Below are 18,045 nucleotides of genomic sequence, written 5' to 3'. Positions count from 1 at the left end.
TTATTGACTTTTCTGCATAAGCAGGGCTTCTAAATTATTGAGCATTTCGGTCCAGGGCCCTTCTGTTATTTTGGCGGGAACGCCCGTTTGGGTTAATGTGAGTTTGCATCCATCAGCTTCGGGTTCAAAATGTATATCAACATGAGTAACTCCTGGAAAATGCTTCGGAACCTCTAATGAAAAGCCCAGATGCCGGAGGCCTGTTATTTCTTTGTATTCGCCATAATGATCAATTTCCTCATCTCCGCTCAACTCCAAAACAGAGAAACTGCCGCCAACCCAACGTTCAATTTTTACACTTACAATTCGGTTTGTGGGACTTTTAAACATCCATAATTTAATCACCTCTGGATTTAACCAGGCGTCAAAAACCTGCGTAGCCGATACCGGAAAGTAATGACTTATCTGAACAGGCTTTAACATATCCGTACACATTATCAGTAGTAACCTTCTTTAACAGATAACGTTAGTATCTCAGAAAAGTGTTAAAGCTTATCGATTTCCTGCGCCACCCGTTGTGCCGAGCGGATACAAGATTCCATGCCGCGGCTCATATTATCGGCATAAGTTCCGGCAAAATATATGCGGCCCTCCGGCATCATAATTTGTGGCCAGAACTTATGCATGGTACCTATCGGGAATGGCTGCATTTCGCAGGCGGGAGCAAATTTATCTTTCGTCCAGTCAAAAATTAACGCCTGTTCAATCGTATCATGTTTGCCCGGGTAAACCGCGCGAAAAGCAGCTAAAACACGCTCTGGTGAAACCCCGCCGGGGCAAAACGCCTTTAAAATAACACGGCTGGTATCTACCTCATTGGTTTCTTCCCAAATGGATGATATATCAGGATGCTCAAACTCCATATTGATACTTTTAAAACCATCATCGAGCCAAAATTTGGTACTGGCCTCAAAAACACAAAAAGGATGTGATGAATACCCCATGCGGTTAACCACATACTGTTTAGCCGGCGATAATGGAGGGCTTACCGGAATATTTTTAAATATGGGCAGTGTGATACAGTTTACAAGTACATCGGCCCGTATTTCCTCAATTTTATCAGTACCATAGGGCTTACAGGAAACGGTTACGCCAGTAGCATCATGCTTAATGGCAGTAACCGGGTGATTTAACTTTACGCGCGCACCCAAACGCTTGGCAAAAGCTATGGGTAACTGCTCGTTACCCTCTTTAAGGTGATAAGTATCGCCCTCTGATGATGGAATACCTCTGAAATTCATGATTGCGGACCGCCAGAGCACATATAAGGCATTGGTGGTACTGCCACCCAAAAACCGCAGGGCTCCCGGCGAAGCCCCTTCTTTTTTATATATCTCTGCGATTGGGATATTATCATAATCATCATAGCCCACCCCAAACGGCTGGTACGGATCGGTAAACTTACCCAGGTATGGCTTTAAGTAGAAATCACGCAGCGCATACATGGGGTTTTGTGATAAGAACTTTATTTCTTTTTCGTTAAACCCGAACTTAGCAAGCACCGCTGGGTCTTTAAGCATATCAGGCGTATAAAACTTACCCGCTATCATTTTTTGTGAATGACTATCGGGGGCAGCTTCAGAACCTTCCGCATGCGGATATGGGATCACCTTTAGTTTAAACTCGTCAGCATATTCAAAAAAGCGTTCGTAACCCGGTTTAGTGATATGATCGGCACCAAAATCAGCATACAAACCATCTGACAAACCATCTCGACCAGTAAACACATGCCCACCATATCTTCCGCTGGCCTCCAGCACAACTACGTCATGACCTGCCTTCATTAACTCATAAGCACAACACAAACCTGTAATGCCTGCACCTGCAATTATAACCTTTTTAGCGCCTGCGGATAAGGGCATTTTAGAGGACTTACTTTTAATGTCTGTGTTTTCCGTTGCTTGTATAAGCTGTGGAGTTAAAACGGTACTGACACCTACCAATAGCGTGCTTTTAATAAATACCCTTCTTTTTATGTCTGTCATTCGCTTTACGTGGTTTATAAAGGCAAATAATGGCGGCCTTTGATTTATGTAAGCTAAATATACTATTCAGAGGGTTTTATAAAAATTAAACATTAAAATATTTACATCTCCGGTCTTACATAATTAGAAATGTCATCCCAAAACATTCCCATAAGGTAATGGGCAAGGCCAAACAGTATGCTCAAAATAACAAGGTAAATTACATTCATCCTGAATTTTTTTATGAGTATAAGCGATACTATCACCCATCCGAGCGAAACAATGTCGAGGTTCTTTATCTCTATTCCTCCCGGAAATATGACATTTTCGCCAAGAAAAATTGTAAGGTTCAGGATGGCGCCCACAACAACAGCGGTAATTAATCCAAGAATGCCCTCTACAACAGGATTACCCTGTGTTTTTTCAACAATGGGCGCACCTGCGAAAACAAATAGGAAGCATGGCAAAAAAGTATAAAAAGTGCTGGCCAAAAGACCAATCGTTCCCATAAGTAATGAGCCGCTGAAATGATTATAGCCGGCCATAAAACCCACAAATGCAAGCACGATAATCAAAGGGCCTGGAGTAGTTTCGGCCAGGGCGAAGCCATCTGTCATTTGTAAGTTAGTGAGCCAGTTCAATTTTAAAACACTAAACTGTGCAACGTAGGGTATTACTGTATATGAACCACCTATAGTAACAAAGGCCGTTTTGGTAAAAAACAATGCCAGGCTATCCCAAAAATGAAAATCATCAGTAAATAAATTAAATAGTACAAAAGGGATCAGCCATAAAAATAATGCTGTAGCAACCAGTTTTATTAAAGGCTTAATTTTAGAGCTGTTTTGGGGTTTTGTAGAGTATTTGTTAATATAATAGCCATCCTCCTGGTCAATTGTCTCTTCTGTTTTTTTGTTATGAAATAAAGATGGTTTCAGGTATCTGATAAAGAACGCCAAAACGATGGTACACCCCATAATCAAAAGCAACGACACATTAAAAAAGAACATACAGGCGAAAGCGATTGCGGCAACCATAAAATGCAATGGCCCACGTAAAGCTTTTTGCGCTATTTTAAATAAGGCGATGATAATAAGCGCAATTACAGCCGGCTTTAACCCGTTGAACATGGCCGAGATAAATGGCAGGTTCCCAAACAATACATAAATGATACTAAGGCCCAATAAAATAAACATAGAAGGAAGCACAAACAAGATACCAGCGACAAGCCCGCCCCTTTTTCCATGTAATTGCCATCCAATATAAATAGCCAGTTGCTGTGCCTCCGGACCGGGTAGAATCATGCAATGGCTTAGCGCGTGAAGAAAGCGGCTGTTACTGATCCATTTCTTTTTATCAACCAGATAATCATGCATAATGGCAATATGTCCGGCCGTTCCGCCAAAACTTATCCATCCTAATTTGAACCAGAATTTTAATGCTTCTTTAAATGAGGGTTGCTGTACTTTGGTTATATCTTTCATTAATATTATTCATCTTCACTCCGGTTATAAAACAAGATACCCCGGAGTTTTCCGTGATAAAACAAAACAAGTAACCAATTAATTATCAGTGAGTTTATAAAATACCAGAAGTGCCTTAAAGATACTAAAACCAGCCTTTTAAGCAAAATTCAGGGCCAGTTATCTGGTTATTTACCCCAGTATTTCTGTATTATTTTTGATGCAAAAGGTGTACTATAACTTAATTTATCTTTATGATAACGAGGTTCTTTTTAGATTAACTTGACATTTACTAAGCCACATAATGATACTTTTGATGACATGAAGAATCAGGCTACGCATGCAGGCAACAAAACTACACTTCCTTTTATTTTTATAGTCGGCACCACAAGCCTGGCTTTTGTAGTATCGCAACTTGATGTATCTATTGTTAACATTGCCCTGCCACAAATATCCAGGTCATTTTCTGCCGATGTAAGTGAGCTACAATGGATAGTTGATGCTTACACCATTGCCTTTGCAGTATTAATGCTGTCGGCCGGAGGTATGAGCGACCTGCTGGGATCAAAACGTCTTTTTCAGTTTGGATTATTGTTGTTTGGTATAGCCTCAACTGGGTGTGGCCTGGCATGGGGGCCTTTTAGCTTAATAGGGTTTCGTGTATTGCAGGGCATAGGAGCTGCGGCCATGATACCAAGTTCACTATCCATTTTAAACCAAAGTTTTGCTCATAATAAAGACGAGCGAAGCAGAGCTGTTGCATTATGGACAGCCGCCGGCGGGGTATCCATAGCCGCCGGACCTATTCTTGGAGGCTTGCTTATGCACATCAGTAACTGGCGGATGATATTTTTTGTAAACATCCCGCTTTGTTTAGCAGGTATGTTATTAAGTATAAAGCTAAAGGAAAGCGAAAAGCATCCTAATAAAGGTTTCGATATCCCAGGCCAGTTAACCTGGATGCTGGCGCTAACCGCACTTATAGCAGCTATCATTGAGCTGCACCATTTAGGATATAAAAACCCATTCATATATGGCGGACTCATTTTTAGCGCGTTAATGTTTGCGTTGTTCCTGACCATAGAAAAGAAAGCGATATCACCCATACTTCCACTTGACTTGTTTAAATCATCAAATTTCAATGTATTGATATTAATGGGTATTGTGCTGAATGGAACCTATTACGGAACCGTATTTGTTTTAAGTTTGTACTTGCAGGATGTTTTGCATTATTCATCACTTACCGCTGGTATGGCTTTTTTACCACTAACCGCAGGTTTTATCATTTCAAACCTCATTAGCGGCAAGCTCATGGCAAAGTATGGCACACGAATACCTATTTTAGCAGGGTTAACCATAGGCACTATAGGCTTTGCCGGGCTACTGATAGCACATGCAGGCACACCATACTGGCAATTATTTATTCCTTTTATTACCATACCCATGGGCATGGGCCTCGCGGTTCCGGCCATGACGACCAGCATATTGGCGACAGTAACTAAAACACGCTCGGGTACCGCCTCGGCAGTTTTAAACACTACCCGGCAAGCAGCTGGTGCAATGGGAGTGGCTGTATTTGGCGCAATGGCCAATGGAGGTACTAAAGCCATAGTAAATGCTATAACAGTAAGTTCCATTATTTCGGCAGCAGGCATATTTTGCGTTATTTTATTAATTCGCAGATACCTGAAAACAACTTAACTTCTCTATAATAAATTGTCCTAATGTTTTAACTACTTTCATATAAATATTTATCAGGTTATTAATCGGATCTTAGCCAGAAACTAAGTAGTTTATAAAAGATGGAAGCTCAATTTCAGGAATAAAAAATAAAGCCCGATCGACAAATACAATCTTTCTAAAAACAGGCAATTATTGCCCGATCCTATCTTAATCCCTTTTTGCCAAAGTAGTTGTGATACGTTGATCAACTATCATGAACTGTCTCGTTGTTTTGAGTATTACACGTAAAGTCTGTTTACGTTAAAGGAGTATATTTATACTTAAAGTTTAAATATATTAGGTATTAACAACACCACAATAAAAGTTACTTTTAGATAATATCGTACAATAACTTGATAACACCTAAGTAAAAATGAGGTGTGCCTTTGCACATCTTTGTTCATATCAACCAATTGACCAACCTTTATTTATTTCATGGTAAAGTGGACTCAAAATACTCCATATATAAATATATATGATACGAACAGATAATGCCTACCGGGATATTACTATCAGGTTTCCCGCACAAATAATTATTGGCAAAGATTCACTTATGAAACTGGCAGATGAAGTAACTGCAGCAGGATATGCTAATGTGCTGATTGTTACTATAACTGTTCTTTTGACAAAACTCGACCCGCTTATACAACAACTTAAAGACCAGAACATAAATGTTCAGGTAAACACATCAATTGTACAGGAGCCATCATTTCAAGACTTCGCGGGTTTGATAAATTCAGTAACCAATGCACCGGTTGATGTGGTTATAGGTATTGGCGGGGGCAGTGTATTGGATGTAGCTAAGCTATTGGCGGCCCAGCTTGATAATGATCAAACATTAAACGATATAACAGGCATTGGTCTGCTCAAAAAACGTAGTATCAAATTAATTTGTGTGCCAACCACTGCCGGCACAGGTAGTGAGGTATCCCCGAACGCTATCCTGATTGACAATGCCGACAATCAGAAGAAAGGCATTATAAGCCCTTACCTTGTTCCGGATACCGTGATCCTTGACCCTTCATTAACTTTTAACCTGCCACCTGATATTACCGCGGCAACCGGGCTTGATGCACTTACGCATTGCCTTGAGGCTTACACCAATTTATTTGCGCATCCTTTTATTGATATGTACGCTTATGAGGGCATGCGGCTTATTGCAGCCAATTTGGTAAAGGCAGTTAAAACCGGGGGCGACGAAAGCATACGCACACCATTGGCCATCGGGAGCATGTTGGGAGGATTTTGCCTTGGGCCTGTAAACACTGCAGGGGTACATGCCCTATCCTATCCTTTAGGCAGCATGTTCCATATTGCGCATGGCCTTTCAAATGCGCTGTTGCTGCCTTATGTAATGGAGTTTAATATACCTGCCGCACCGGCACGTTATGCAGACGTAGCCCGTGCTTTGGGCTGTAACAGTGGTAAAACTGATACCGAAACAGCGAACGCCGGAGTAGCTAAAATTAAGGAACTGATTGAACAATGCGGCATACCATCAAGATTAAGTGAGGCAGGTGTGAATAAGGATACTATACCTGTAATGGCCGCAGATGCCATGAAAATTACCAGACTATTAAAAAATAATCCCCGTCCGATAGGATTTGATGATGCTATCAATATTTATGAGGCAGCTTATTGAAATAAAATGAAAGTAAAAAAGAAATATAATGGCCTGGTGGTGCCTGCAATTACCCCTTTAACCGAAAACTACAAGCTGGATCACGAAGCTGTTGAGAAAATTTTTGATAACATTTTTAATTACGGCGGCGTTCCGTTTATATTGGGCACCACGGGCGAAGCATCATCATTGCCCAGTGATGTAAAACTTGATTTTATTAAACTGGCTTCAAAACTTAAGCAACCAAACAAAATGCTTTATGCAGGTATATCATCAAACTGCGTGGCCGATTCAATAACACTGGCCAAACATTGTGCTGATGAAGGGGTTGACGTAGTTGTTGCCCATCTACCTGCATACTTTACCCTAACCGACCAGGAAATAAAGGACTACTTTGAAACGCTGGCCGATAAAATTCCTTTGCCTTTAATTATTTATAACATACCGGCAACAACTCACACTTCTATACATTTACCCTTATTAAATGAGTTGAGTTTTCACGATAATATTGTAGGGACAAAAGATTCTGAACGTAACCATGAGCGGTTAAAACAATCACTCGACCTATGGGCCACCAGATCTGATTTCAGCCATTTTTTAGGATGGGGAGCACAATCTGCACATTCGCTGTTTGCAGGTGGTGACGGACTCGTGCCAAGTACAGGTAATTTATTCCCTGATATTTATTATAAAATGCTGGTAGCCGCCGAAAGTAATGATGAACCTGCTGCTTTGTCTTTACAAAGACATTCAAACATCCTGGGCGATCTTTATCAAAGCAAACGTTTGTTAGGTGGCTCATTGGCTGCATTAAAATCATTAATGGAAAGCGCGGGCCTGTGTAGGTCATACATGATGCCTCCGCTTCAAAAAGTATTACCGGCCGATGCAGTAGAATTGCAGCAAGCCCTGCAAAGTATCATCACTCAGGAAAACCTTAATTTACCTATATATCAATGATTAGCGACAAACCAGTTATAGGAATTACCATGGGCGATCCGGCCAGTATAGGGCCAGAAATAGCCATAAAAGCCTTGTTAACCGAACGCATATTTGAAATTTGTAACCCGGTAATTATTGGCGATGCCTCTGTTTTTAATGACATCATTAAAAGGTTGGATACCAATGCCAAAATCAATGTCATTAAAAGCATCAGTGATGCAAAATTCATTTATGGTGAACCAGATGTATTTGACCTGCAAAATGTAGATATGGGCCAGCTACGCTTTGGCGAAATTTCGGCAATGGCTGGCAATGCTTCTTTTGAAGCGGTAAAAAAGGTAATTGAACTTGCACTTGCAGGTGAGGTTGACGCCACTGTTACCGGCCCCATCAATAAAAAATCGGTAAATGAGGCTGGTCACCATTTTGCCGGACATACTGAAATATACGCTCATTTTACCAACACTAAAAAATATGCCATGCTGCTGGTTGAAGAAAACATGAAAGTTATTCATGTATCAACCCATGTTTCCTTACGTCAGGCATGTGATCTGGTAAAAAAAGAAAGGATCATTCAGGTAATTGAGTTATTACACAATGGCTTGATACAGCTGGGTGAAACCAATCTCAAAATTGGGGTGGCCGGATTAAATCCACATGCGGGGGATTCTGGATTATTTGGAACAGAAGATGATCTGGAAATATTACCAGCCGTTCAAGAGGCACGGGAAGCTGGTTATCAGGTGGAAGGCCCGGTACCCGCCGACACCCTGTTTTCAAAAGCGTCAACCGGTTATTACGGTGGTATAGTGGCCATGTATCATGACCAAGGACATATACCCTTTAAACTTACCGGTTTTAAGTGGAATGCACAAAAACAACAAATGGACAGTGTAAAGGGAGTTAATATTACTATGGGGCTACCCATTATCCGCACATCGGTTGATCATGGTACTGCATTTGAAATAGCGGGGAAAGGTGTAGCCAGCAGCGATGCCATGATACTGGCCATTGAATCGGCCGTACAGTTGAGCAAAGCGAGGTTAAATCAAAATGCATGATAGCCGTAATTGCAGATGATCTTACAGGGGCTGCCGAACTGGCGGGTATAGGATTGGATTACCATCTAAAAACAGAGGTGAATACCACTGTTGAAATCAATTGTAATGCCGATTTACTGATCATCGCTACGGATACTCGTTCGCTAAAAGCAACCGAAGCAAAAACAAAAGTTCATGAGCTTACCCGTCAGGTTATGGCGCTTAAGCCCCACTTGTTATACAAGAAGATCGATTCTGCATTACGCGGCCATGTTTTAGATGAGGTTAGCAGCCATCTGGAAGCATCCGGCTTAAAAAGGGCATTGATCATCCCGGGTAACCCCGAACATGGCAAAAGAGTTGTTAATGGCACTTACTATTATAAAAACATTCCAGTACACCTAAGTAACTATTCGGTTGATCCGGATTTCCCAGCTACCTCATCAAACGTTCGAACAATGCTTCGGGCCGATGAAAATTTGCCATTATTTAAAATAAATGAAAAAATTCCGGATGCCGGTATAATCGTAGGTGAGGCTGCCGGCGTACGTGATCTGGAATATTGGATCGAACAAGCTGATAATAATACCATTATCGCAGGCGCATCGGGTTTATTCAACAGGCTGCTCAAATATCTGATCCGCGAAAAAGATACCGCAGCTACTCCAACATTCACACAGGAATCAGCATCGCGTTTATTTGTATTTGGCAGTACATTTCATCAGGGCAGATATCCTATTGAAGATACGCTAATTAACAATGTTCCGGTAGTCTATCTCCCGATAGAACTTCTCGGCAACGATAATATGCCGCAACATTTATATGAATCCTTTACCGGTTCTGTTGTTCAAAGCTTAAAAAAACACCGCAATACTATTATAGCCATCCATCCCGATATTACAAAAGGAATATATATCGATCCGGTACAGCTTACCCGCAAAATGGGTGCAATTGTAAACCATATAAACCAGCAAGCGCCATTACATGAGCTGCTAATTGAAGGCGGAGCAACTGCATGGGCCATATTATCAGAGCTAAATATTTCAAAACTGTATCCAATAAAACAGTTAAGTCCAGGTGTTATCCGCATGGGTATAGCCGGCAATAACCAATTATGTGTAACTTTAAAACCCGGCAGTTATGAGTGGCCAGCTCCTGTTTGGGAAACTACAACTTATAGCTAATTATGAAACATGAAACTCTGCACCTGGCAGATTATATCATTATTGCAATAGCCCTGGCTATTTCTCTAACTATCGGTCTTAGATTTTCAAAAGGTCAAAACTCAACCAAAAAATATTTCGTTTCCCGCGGTTCTATTCCTGCCTGGGCGATTGGTATGTCGCTTATGGCAACACTCATTAGTAGTGTAACCTTCCTGGCATACCCTGGCGAGGGCTTTTCATCAAACTGGATATTGCTTGTACAAGGCTTAATGGTGCCCATAATATTGCTTTTAATGGTATGGTTTATCGTTCCGCTTTACCGCGAAGTAATTGGCGTAAGTACGTATGAATATTTTGAAAAACGGTTCGGCACATTCGCCCGCTTTTATAGTTCCATCAGTTTTGTACTAACCCACTTTTCAAAAATGGGCACGGTATTCTTTTTATTGGCGCTGGCACTGGCAAACATGACCAATACTAATACATTCGCCATTATTTGGGTTATTGGTTTTGTAATTATTGTAATTACATTAATTGGTGGTATCGAAGCCGTGATCTGGGCCGATGTAGTGCAAGGTTTCCTGCTCATCGGTGGCGGTATCGTATCATTCTTTATCCTTATTTTCTCTATTAAGGGAGGGTTCCCGGAGCTTTGGCATATTGCGTCCATCAATCATAAAAATAATTTCGGCCCCTATACCTGGGATTTTAAAAAACTCACCTTTATTGTCATGGCCATTAATGGTGTGTTTTACGCTATTCAAAAATACGGCACAGATCAAACCATGGTACAGCGCTATCTTACCGCTAAAACGGATAAGGCGGCTATCAGGGCTTCTATATTGGGTGTGGCTTTAACCGTTCCATTATGGGCTTTGTTTATGTTTATTGGTACAGCACTGTTTGCATTTTACCAGCAAAACCCTTTACCTGCCGGCATTAAGGCTGATGCAGTTTTTCCCTATTTTATTATGAGTAAACTGCCAACCGGTGTAGTAGGACTAATTCTGGCGGCGTTGATATCGGCAGCTATATCAAGCCTTGGTGCCGATTTGAACTGCCTTTCGGCGATTGGTGTAGAGGATTATTATAAAAAATTCAGACCTAACAGAACCGATGAAGAATATTTAAAGGCTGGGCGATGGATTGTTGTATTTGCTGGTATCGGGGCTATAATGATTGCTACGCTTTATCTGCTGGCTGGTGATGAGGGAGCATTAGGTATTGTATTTACCTTATATGCCATATTTTCGGGCGGTATAGCAGGCATATTTCTTTTGGGCTTATTCAGCAGCAGGGCTAATCGTCAGGGACTTAACATCGGCATTACCGCTTGTATCATTTTTACAGCCTATGCTTTTTTGACCTCCACAAAAATTGGCTTAGGAAATGAGAAACATATTTTACTCGATTTGGGAAAATACAACTTTAATCAGCACAAATATATGCTGGGTGTTTACAGCCATTTAGTAGTGATCATTGTAGGTTACGTTGCGAGCCTGTTTTTCCCTAAACCCGAGCTTAATAAAAATCTTCTTTTCAGTGGATGGCTCGAAGCCAAACGCGCCAATAAATTGAATAAATAATACCAATGAAAATTAAACTTCTCCCATTACTCATCTGCACTCTTTTTTTTAATATCACAGTAAAGGCCCAAAAATTAGCGTCGTTATTTACAGACAATATGGTATTGCAGCAACAGAGCCAGGCACCGATATGGGGCTGGGCCAAAGCTGGTAGAAGCATTACTATAACCACATCCTGGAACAAAAAAAGCTATAACGTGAAGGCTGGCGCTACCGGAAAATGGATGACAAAAGTAGCTACCCCTGTATATGGCGGACCATACACCATAACTATAAAGGGCGACTCAACCATCAATCTGCATAATGTATTGATAGGCGAAGTTTGGCTCTGCACCGGGCAATCAAACATGGAAATACCGATGAAAGGTTATAAAAGTCAACCTATAATAGGTTCGGTTGATGCCATACTTAAATCGGCCAGCAGCAACATTCATGTTTATACAGTTCCGCGCTCATCAGTAACTACCGCACAGGAAAACAGTAAGCCTTCTGTGTGGCATGCAGCATCGCCAGAGTTTGTGGCAAATTTTAGTGCAACGGGTTATTATTTTGGCAGGTTGTTGAATGAGATGTTGCACGTGCCTGTTGGTCTTATAAGTGATTGTTATGGCGGCTCAAGTGCCGAGGCCTGGATGGACGCCGAAGGTTTAAAAGATTTTCCCGAGATAAAAATCCCTGCCAAAACAGATTCAATTAAAGCGGTCTCGCGTACGCCTACAACCCTGTTTAATGGCATGTTTAACCCGGTTATTGGTTATGGTATAAAAGGCTGCATATATTATCAGGGCGAATCAAACTATGAACGTCCGGACCAGTATGAAAAACTATTCCCGGCCATGGTAAAACGCTGGCGTGCGCTATGGGGCCAGGGTGATTTTCCTTTTTACTATGTACAGATTGCGCCTTACGATTATGCACAGCTCCCTCCCTACAATTCTGGCGGCAAATACAATTCGGCTTACCTTCGGGATGCTCAGCGTAAATCATTAAGTGTAATTCCCAATAGCGGCATGGCGGTACTGCTTGATATTGGCGAGCAAGCTACCATACACCCCCCGCGTAAAGAACCTGTGGGTTCCAGGCTTGCCTATATTGCTCTCGCACAAACCTACGGCGTTAAGGGCTTTGATTATGCCAGCCCAATATTTAAAAGTATAAACATAGAGGGGCAAAGAGCCATCATCAGGTTTGATCATGCCGAAAATGGTCTTACCTCATTCAATAAGCCAATGGAGTGCTTTGAAATTGCAGGTAAAGACAAGATGTTCCACCCCGCGCAGGCTGCCATATCAGGTAGTACTATTGTTGTATCTTCACCATTGGTTAAGGAGCCGGTGGCTGTTCGGTATGCTTTCAGGGATTTTATAGTGGGCGATTTGTTTGGCACCAACGGACTACCTGCTTCTTCGTTCAGAACCGACGATTGGTAATATGAAAAAAACGCTGCTGCTGAGCCTCCTTCTATACAATGCCATTACTGCACTGGCGCAAACCGATATTGACCGGTACAACCCAACCTGGACAAGCCAGAGCAAAAATTCGAGCGAATCTATGCCATGCGGCGGCGGCGATATTGGCCTGAATGTATGGGTGGAGCATGGTGAATTGCTTTTCTATATAGCCCGAAGCGGCACGTTTGATGAGAATAACGCGATGCTTAAACTGGGCCGGATAAGAGTTAAGCTATCCCCTAATCCCTTTGATGGCGGCGAGTTTAAACAGGAATTAACGCTCCATAACGGCACCGTGTTCATTGATGGTAAAAGCAGTGGTATATCGGCCCAAATTAAGCTTTGGGTTGATGTTTACCGGCCGGTGATACACCTCAGCATCAAAAGCAATAAAGCAATAAAAACCGAAGCTGCTTTTGAAAGTTGGCGCTATCAGGACAGATCAGTAAAAGGTACCGAGAATAACCAGGGCTCATGGAAATTTTCACCGCAGGGCCAGGTTAAAACATTAAAAGATGAGATAGCCTTTAATAATGATGGGGTGCTGTTTTATCATCACAACCTCGATTCTACCATATTTGATGTAACCGTAAAACAGCAGGGAATGGATGCAGTAAAGCAGCAAATTTTCAATCCGCTCAAGAACCTCACCTTCGGCGGATTAATGCGTGGTGCGAACTTAAAACCTGCAGGTACCTATAAGGGTAAGTACATTAATACTGATTTTGAAGGATGGAAACTTCAAAGCATAAAACCTGTCCGTAATCAGGATATCGATATTTATTTAAATACAGAACAGGCTGCGTCTGCTGATCAATGGCAAAACGGGCTTAATAAAGTTATACAAGATGCCCGCGTCAATCAAAAAACCGCATGGCAAAAAACCGCTGACTGGTGGAAACAATATTGGGACAAGAGTTTTGTCTTTATCAACACCAATAAACCCGCTGCTGATACTGCCGCATATCAAACCGGTAAAAACTATCAATTGTTCAGGTATATGCTGGGCTGTAATGCTTACGGGCAATATCCCACCAAATTCAACGGTGGTCTATTTACTTATGACCCTGTTTTTGTAAACCCTAAAACCGATTATACTCCCGATTTTCGTAATTGGGGCGGCGGGCTGATGACAGCGCAAAACCAGCGACTGGTATATTTCCCTATGCTTAAAAGCGGTGATTTTGATTTAATGAAACCGCAGTTTGACTTTTACCTCCGTTCTTTGCACAATGCCGAATTGCGCAGTCAGGTCTACTGGGGGCATCAGGGCGCCTGCTTTACCGAGCAAGTCGAAAATTTCGGTCTGCCTAACAGCGCTGAGTATGCATGGAAACGTCCGGTCAGTTTTGATAAAGGCGTAGAATATAACACATGGCTGGAGTATACCTGGGACACCGTATTTGAGTTTTGCCTGATGATGCTGGAAACAGAGCATTATGCCGGCAAAGACATTCACCAGTATATCCCTTTTATAGAAAGTTGTTTGACATTTTTTGACGAACACTACCAATACCTGTCGCGCTTACGCAGCAGCAAAGCGCTTGATGGTAACGGTCATTTGGTTTTATACCCGGGCTCGTCAACCGAAACCTTTAAAATGACCTATAATTCAAACTCCACTATAGCGGCATTACAAACTATAACTCAACGTTTGCTGGCGCTGCCAGATAATTATCTGAATAACACCGAGCGGTTAAAACTGCAGGGGTTATTAAAGCGTATCCCTCCGCTTAGTTTTGGTGAAACCGATGGGCACAAGGTATTTACCCCTGCTAAATCATGGGAGCGTGTAAGCAATGTAGAAAGTCCGCAGTTTTATCCGGTGTTCCCCTGGGGCATATTTGGTGTTGGCAAACCCGGAATTGATATCCCGCTAAATACCTGGAAGCTCGATACCCTTGCAATTAAATTCAGAAGCGGTATTGGATGGAAGCAGGATAATATATTTGCAGCCCGCTTAGGTTTAACAAAAGAAGCGGCTGAACTCACTACATTTAAACTTAAAGACTCTGGCAGGCGTTTTCCTGCTTTTTGGGGGCCAGGTTTTGACTGGACACCCGACCACAACTGGGGCGGTTCTGGCATGATTGGTCTGCAGGAAATGCTGCTGCAGGTTGATGATAAAAAGATCTACCTCTTCCCTTCATGGCCAAAGGATTGGGATGTGCATTTTAAGCTCCATGCACCGTATAATACAACTGTTGAGGCAACATTAAGGGATGGAAAAGTTAAGGACCTGAAAGTATTCCCAGAAGAGCGGAAGAAGGACATTACAATGATGATTCAATAAAAAGCCACCCGGCTTCCAGGTGGCTTTCATTATATGATGGGTTACTGTTATAAAAATGCATATTCGCTGGCTTTTGCTTTTATACCATTTGTTACTTCGGTTGAATGATCGACAACCAAATGGGTTCTGTTTACACTTGAAGCAACACTGCGGTTTAAGCTATATTCACTTACATTACCACTCAGGTTAGCACGGGTTTTGTCGTTCATGGTAACGGCTGCGCTAAAAGCATCCAATTTTAAATCGGCAGATGCGTTATTGTATAATTTCACATCAAGCTCAATGGCCGAAAGATTTCCAAATGATTTAACTTCGGCATTATCATAAGCAGTTATAGCGTTCAGTTCTTTTGCTGTTACCCAAACTTCCAGTTTTTCGGCTTTGTATGATGAGATACGTAATACACCGTTGCGTGATTGAACCAATGCGCTTTCTGAATAATAACGGTTATAAACCTTTACCTGATCGGCGTCGCCGTTTGATACATATACTTTAACATTGCCGTAAATCTCAATTTTATTGATTTTAGAAATGTCGGTTAAAACTACGCCTGCATTGTTGTTGTTATTAACAGCGGCTTGAGTTGAATTTGCGATGCCAAGTACGGTAACTACTACTGTAAAGATGGCTATTAAGTTAGTTTTCATGATATTAATATTTTGATTGTCAGTTGATTAATTATTGTTATTTTAAATACACAGATATGACGCCCCCAATTTTAAAACGTTACAGCAAAGCAGCCTCTAATAGTTATACGCCGGGTTTTTGTCGGTAAACGAAAGGATTGTTTCGGTAAAAACGGAAAGAAATTTTAACCCCAATTATCAGATTCAGAGGATTACAAAGAAAAGACAGTACCGGATCTTGTCCGGGAGGTAACGAAACAGCAAGCTTATGCTAAATAATACTTTTCGCCGTCGGTTTTAATTTTGCCGGCATCAAGCAGCAGACGAAGGGTTTCCATCTTTTCTTTTTCGGTGCCTATGTTAATGGTGGTGATTAATGCATCAATATCTGGAGTTGATATAGTAAGCAGCTGCACAATTTCATGGGTAATGTTATCAAATATCTCGTCGACATTTTTTTTCCTTTTTTCTTCCAGGCAAACATCGCAAACGCCACATTTGCGGGCGTTAGGTTCATCAAAATAAGCCAACAGCATTTGGCTGCGGCATTTTTTATGCACAGCATAAGCAAATACCGCTTCCATCTTTTGGCGGTAAGTTTCCTTACGTTCCTCAATGTATTTCCGGTTAATAAAAAGCCGGTTGGCTTGCTGCCTTGGTTTTAAATAGGTAACCTGTGGTTGGTCGGTTTGCTTCATATAGCTGATCAGGCCAAAGCCTTGCAACTGCATCAGGCCGTCAATTACCTGCTGAACGTTGAGGTTGGTACGTTTAGCCAGGTCGTACTCTTTTAAGCGTACATAGTTTTCAAACGAGCCGCCATACGAGCGCAGCAGTGTTTTGATAAACGGATCCCAGCCTGCATTTTGTATCTGAAAATTATACAATACCTCGTTCACTACCTCAAACCGGAAACGGGATGGCAAAGACACGCTTTCGTTAAATGACAAGTATTCATCCTTCTCCAAAAACTTGAGGGCGTTGAGTGTTTTTATAGCATCCAACTTAAAGCGGCTGCAAAAGTCGCCAAGGTCAAGATCAAAGCTTAAGCCTTCGCCGGCACCATAGGCTAATTGGTAATAATTAGCCAAACAATGGTAAACATGTTTGATCTCCTCAACCGACGGAAAATTGAGCAGAAACATTTTTTTCTGTTTTAATCTGTCGGCGTGAGTATACAATAGGATAGCGTATGCCTTGTGCTCGTCCCGCCCGCCACGGCCCGCCTCCTGGTAATAAGCTTCCAGACTTTCGGGCATGTCCTTATGTATTACGAAACGAACATCAGGCTTATCAATACCCATTCCAAAGGCATTGGTGGCTACCATTACCCGGGTGCGGTTATTTTTCCAGCTTTCCTGTTTCTCGGCTCGCTGATCCATCGAAAGGCCGGCGTGATAATAATCGGCCTTAATACCATTATCATTATAGTATTTGGCTATCTCTGCCGCGTCTTTACGGCTGCGTACATATATAATACCGCTGCCTTTAACCCCATTTGCTATATCGAGCATTTTACGGTATTTATTCTCCGCATCCTGCACTACATAGCTGATGTTACGGCGCTCAAAACTTTGCTGATAGATAACCGGCGACTTAAACCGCAGCTTTTGTTGGATATCTTCTTTAACCTCTGATGTGGCCGTCGCGGTAAGCGCCAGCACAGGCACATCAGGGTGCAGCTCGCGCAGATCGGCAATGTGCAGGTACGGGGGCCTGAAATCGTACCCCCATTGTGATATACAATGCGCCTCGTCAACCGCAATGAGGTTTACCTTCATGTATTTGATGCGCTCGCGCACCAGTTCAGAAAGTAAGCGCTCGGGCGACAGGTATAAAAACTTAACGGTTCCGTAAATACAGTTGTCAAGTGCAAGGTCAATTTCACGTACCCCCATGCCAGATACTATGGCTACCGCATTGATGCCCTTCGCCTTTAAGTTTTCTACCTGGTCTTTCATTAGCGCTATGAGGGGCGATATGACAATGCATATCCCCTCTTTGGCCAATGCAGGTACCTGGAAACAAACTGATTTACCACCACCGGTTGGCAAAAGCGCTAAAGTATCATGCCCTAATAAAACAGACTTGATGATCTCGGCCTGCATAGGCCGAAAGCTATCATGGTTCCAGTACTGTTTTAATATTTCCTCTATGGTCATGTGGCGAGG

13 protein-coding genes are annotated in these 18,045 nt (G+C 42.1%); 8 read left to right on the top strand and 5 right to left on the bottom strand.

Annotated features, from left to right (window positions below):
• The 3 genes from SNE25_RS14465 to chrA all read right to left on the bottom strand — a co-directional run bounded on the left by SNE25_RS14465 (window position 1) and on the right by chrA (window position 3,448).
• Window positions 1–423 carry an SRPBCC family protein gene (locus SNE25_RS14465; protein ID WP_321565814.1) on the bottom strand — a complete coding sequence of 141 codons (423 nt, stop codon included), beginning with the start codon at window positions 421–423 and terminating at the stop codon, window positions 1–3.
• Between the two features lie 62 nt (window positions 424–485).
• A complete protein-coding gene (locus SNE25_RS14460) occupies window positions 486–1,985 on the bottom strand; it encodes a flavin monoamine oxidase family protein (protein ID WP_321565813.1) in 1,500 nt (499 codons plus the stop codon).
• 101 nt (window positions 1,986–2,086) lie between these two features.
• A complete protein-coding gene (gene chrA / locus SNE25_RS14455) occupies window positions 2,087–3,448 on the bottom strand; it encodes a chromate efflux transporter (RefSeq protein ID WP_321565812.1) in 1,362 nt (453 codons plus the stop codon).
• Window positions 3,449–3,748: 300 nt separating this feature from the next.
• Between chrA and SNE25_RS14450 the strand changes: the two genes are divergently transcribed.
• From SNE25_RS14450 to SNE25_RS14415, 8 genes are all read left to right on the top strand, one after another.
• On the top strand, window positions 3,749–5,128 hold the full coding sequence (locus SNE25_RS14450; RefSeq protein ID WP_321565811.1) for an MFS transporter: 1,380 nt from the start codon (window positions 3,749–3,751) through the stop codon (window positions 5,126–5,128).
• A 496-nt stretch (window positions 5,129–5,624) separates the two neighbouring features.
• Window positions 5,625–6,791: an iron-containing alcohol dehydrogenase gene (locus tag SNE25_RS14445; RefSeq protein ID WP_321565810.1), complete on the top strand. Its 1,167-nt coding sequence runs from the start codon at window positions 5,625–5,627 to the stop codon at window positions 6,789–6,791.
• Between the two features lie 6 nt (window positions 6,792–6,797).
• Window positions 6,798–7,730 (top strand): dihydrodipicolinate synthase family protein, encoded by a 933-nt coding sequence (locus SNE25_RS14440; RefSeq protein WP_321565809.1) that lies wholly within the window; start codon window positions 6,798–6,800, stop codon window positions 7,728–7,730.
• Window positions 7,727–8,773 (top strand): 4-hydroxythreonine-4-phosphate dehydrogenase PdxA, encoded by a 1,047-nt coding sequence (pdxA, locus tag SNE25_RS14435; RefSeq protein ID WP_321565808.1) that lies wholly within the window; start codon window positions 7,727–7,729, stop codon window positions 8,771–8,773. The genes SNE25_RS14440 and pdxA overlap by 4 nt, the downstream gene beginning before the upstream one ends.
• Complete coding sequence (locus tag SNE25_RS14430; RefSeq protein ID WP_321565807.1) at window positions 8,770–9,936, top strand: four-carbon acid sugar kinase family protein; 1,167 nt, start codon at window positions 8,770–8,772, stop codon at window positions 9,934–9,936. Before pdxA ends, SNE25_RS14430 begins: the two co-directional genes overlap by 4 nt.
• 2 nt (window positions 9,937–9,938) lie before the next feature.
• The gene (locus SNE25_RS14425) at window positions 9,939–11,504 is read left to right on the top strand and encodes a sodium:solute symporter (RefSeq protein ID WP_321565806.1); all 1,566 of its coding nucleotides are present in this window, start codon (window positions 9,939–9,941) and stop codon (window positions 11,502–11,504) included.
• A gap of 5 nt (window positions 11,505–11,509) precedes the next feature.
• Complete coding sequence (locus SNE25_RS14420; protein WP_321565805.1) at window positions 11,510–12,934, top strand: sialate O-acetylesterase; 1,425 nt, start codon at window positions 11,510–11,512, stop codon at window positions 12,932–12,934.
• 1 nt (window position 12,935) lies between these two features.
• Complete coding sequence (locus SNE25_RS14415) at window positions 12,936–15,248, top strand: DUF5703 domain-containing protein (RefSeq protein ID WP_321565804.1); 2,313 nt, start codon at window positions 12,936–12,938, stop codon at window positions 15,246–15,248.
• Window positions 15,249–15,295: 47 nt separating this feature from the next.
• On the opposite strand, the gene SNE25_RS14410 is transcribed toward SNE25_RS14415, so the two are convergent.
• Both SNE25_RS14410 and SNE25_RS14405 read right to left on the bottom strand, forming a co-directional pair.
• Entirely contained in the window at window positions 15,296–15,895 is a 600-nt protein-coding gene (locus SNE25_RS14410) for a GIN domain-containing protein (RefSeq protein ID WP_321565803.1), read from the bottom strand.
• 245 nt (window positions 15,896–16,140) lie between these two features.
• On the bottom strand, window positions 16,141–18,036 hold the full coding sequence (locus tag SNE25_RS14405) for a RecQ family ATP-dependent DNA helicase (protein WP_321565802.1): 1,896 nt from the start codon (window positions 18,034–18,036) through the stop codon (window positions 16,141–16,143).
• Window positions 18,037–18,045: the final 9 nt, after the last annotated feature.

Origin of the sequence: Mucilaginibacter sabulilitoris (assembly GCF_034262375.1) — a bacterium.
Lineage (GTDB): Bacteria > Bacteroidota > Bacteroidia > Sphingobacteriales > Sphingobacteriaceae > Mucilaginibacter > Mucilaginibacter sabulilitoris.
The sequence above is the reverse complement of the archived record's forward strand: the minus strand, read 5'-3'. Positions and strand labels throughout refer to the sequence as shown.

Coding starts and splice junctions, on each gene's coding strand:
- SNE25_RS14420 (WP_321565805.1), top strand. CDS start 11,510: ATGAAAATTAAACTTCTCCCATTACTCATCTGCACTCTTTTTTTTAAT.
- SNE25_RS14430 (WP_321565807.1), top strand. CDS start 8,770: ATGATAGCCGTAATTGCAGATGATCTTACAGGGGCTGCCGAACTGGCG.
- SNE25_RS14425 (WP_321565806.1), top strand. CDS start 9,939: ATGAAACATGAAACTCTGCACCTGGCAGATTATATCATTATTGCAATA.
- SNE25_RS14465 (WP_321565814.1), bottom strand. CDS start 423: ATGTTAAAGCCTGTTCAGATAAGTCATTACTTTCCGGTATCGGCTACG.
- SNE25_RS14440 (WP_321565809.1), top strand. CDS start 6,798: ATGAAAGTAAAAAAGAAATATAATGGCCTGGTGGTGCCTGCAATTACC.
- SNE25_RS14445 (WP_321565810.1), top strand. CDS start 5,625: ATGATACGAACAGATAATGCCTACCGGGATATTACTATCAGGTTTCCC.
- SNE25_RS14405 (WP_321565802.1), bottom strand. CDS start 18,036: ATGACCATAGAGGAAATATTAAAACAGTACTGGAACCATGATAGCTTT.
- chrA (WP_321565812.1), bottom strand. CDS start 3,448: ATGAAAGATATAACCAAAGTACAGCAACCCTCATTTAAAGAAGCATTA.
- pdxA (WP_321565808.1), top strand. CDS start 7,727: ATGATTAGCGACAAACCAGTTATAGGAATTACCATGGGCGATCCGGCC.
- SNE25_RS14415 (WP_321565804.1), top strand. CDS start 12,936: ATGAAAAAAACGCTGCTGCTGAGCCTCCTTCTATACAATGCCATTACT.
- SNE25_RS14450 (WP_321565811.1), top strand. CDS start 3,749: ATGAAGAATCAGGCTACGCATGCAGGCAACAAAACTACACTTCCTTTT.
- SNE25_RS14410 (WP_321565803.1), bottom strand. CDS start 15,895: ATGAAAACTAACTTAATAGCCATCTTTACAGTAGTAGTTACCGTACTT.
- SNE25_RS14460 (WP_321565813.1), bottom strand. CDS start 1,985: ATGACAGACATAAAAAGAAGGGTATTTATTAAAAGCACGCTATTGGTA.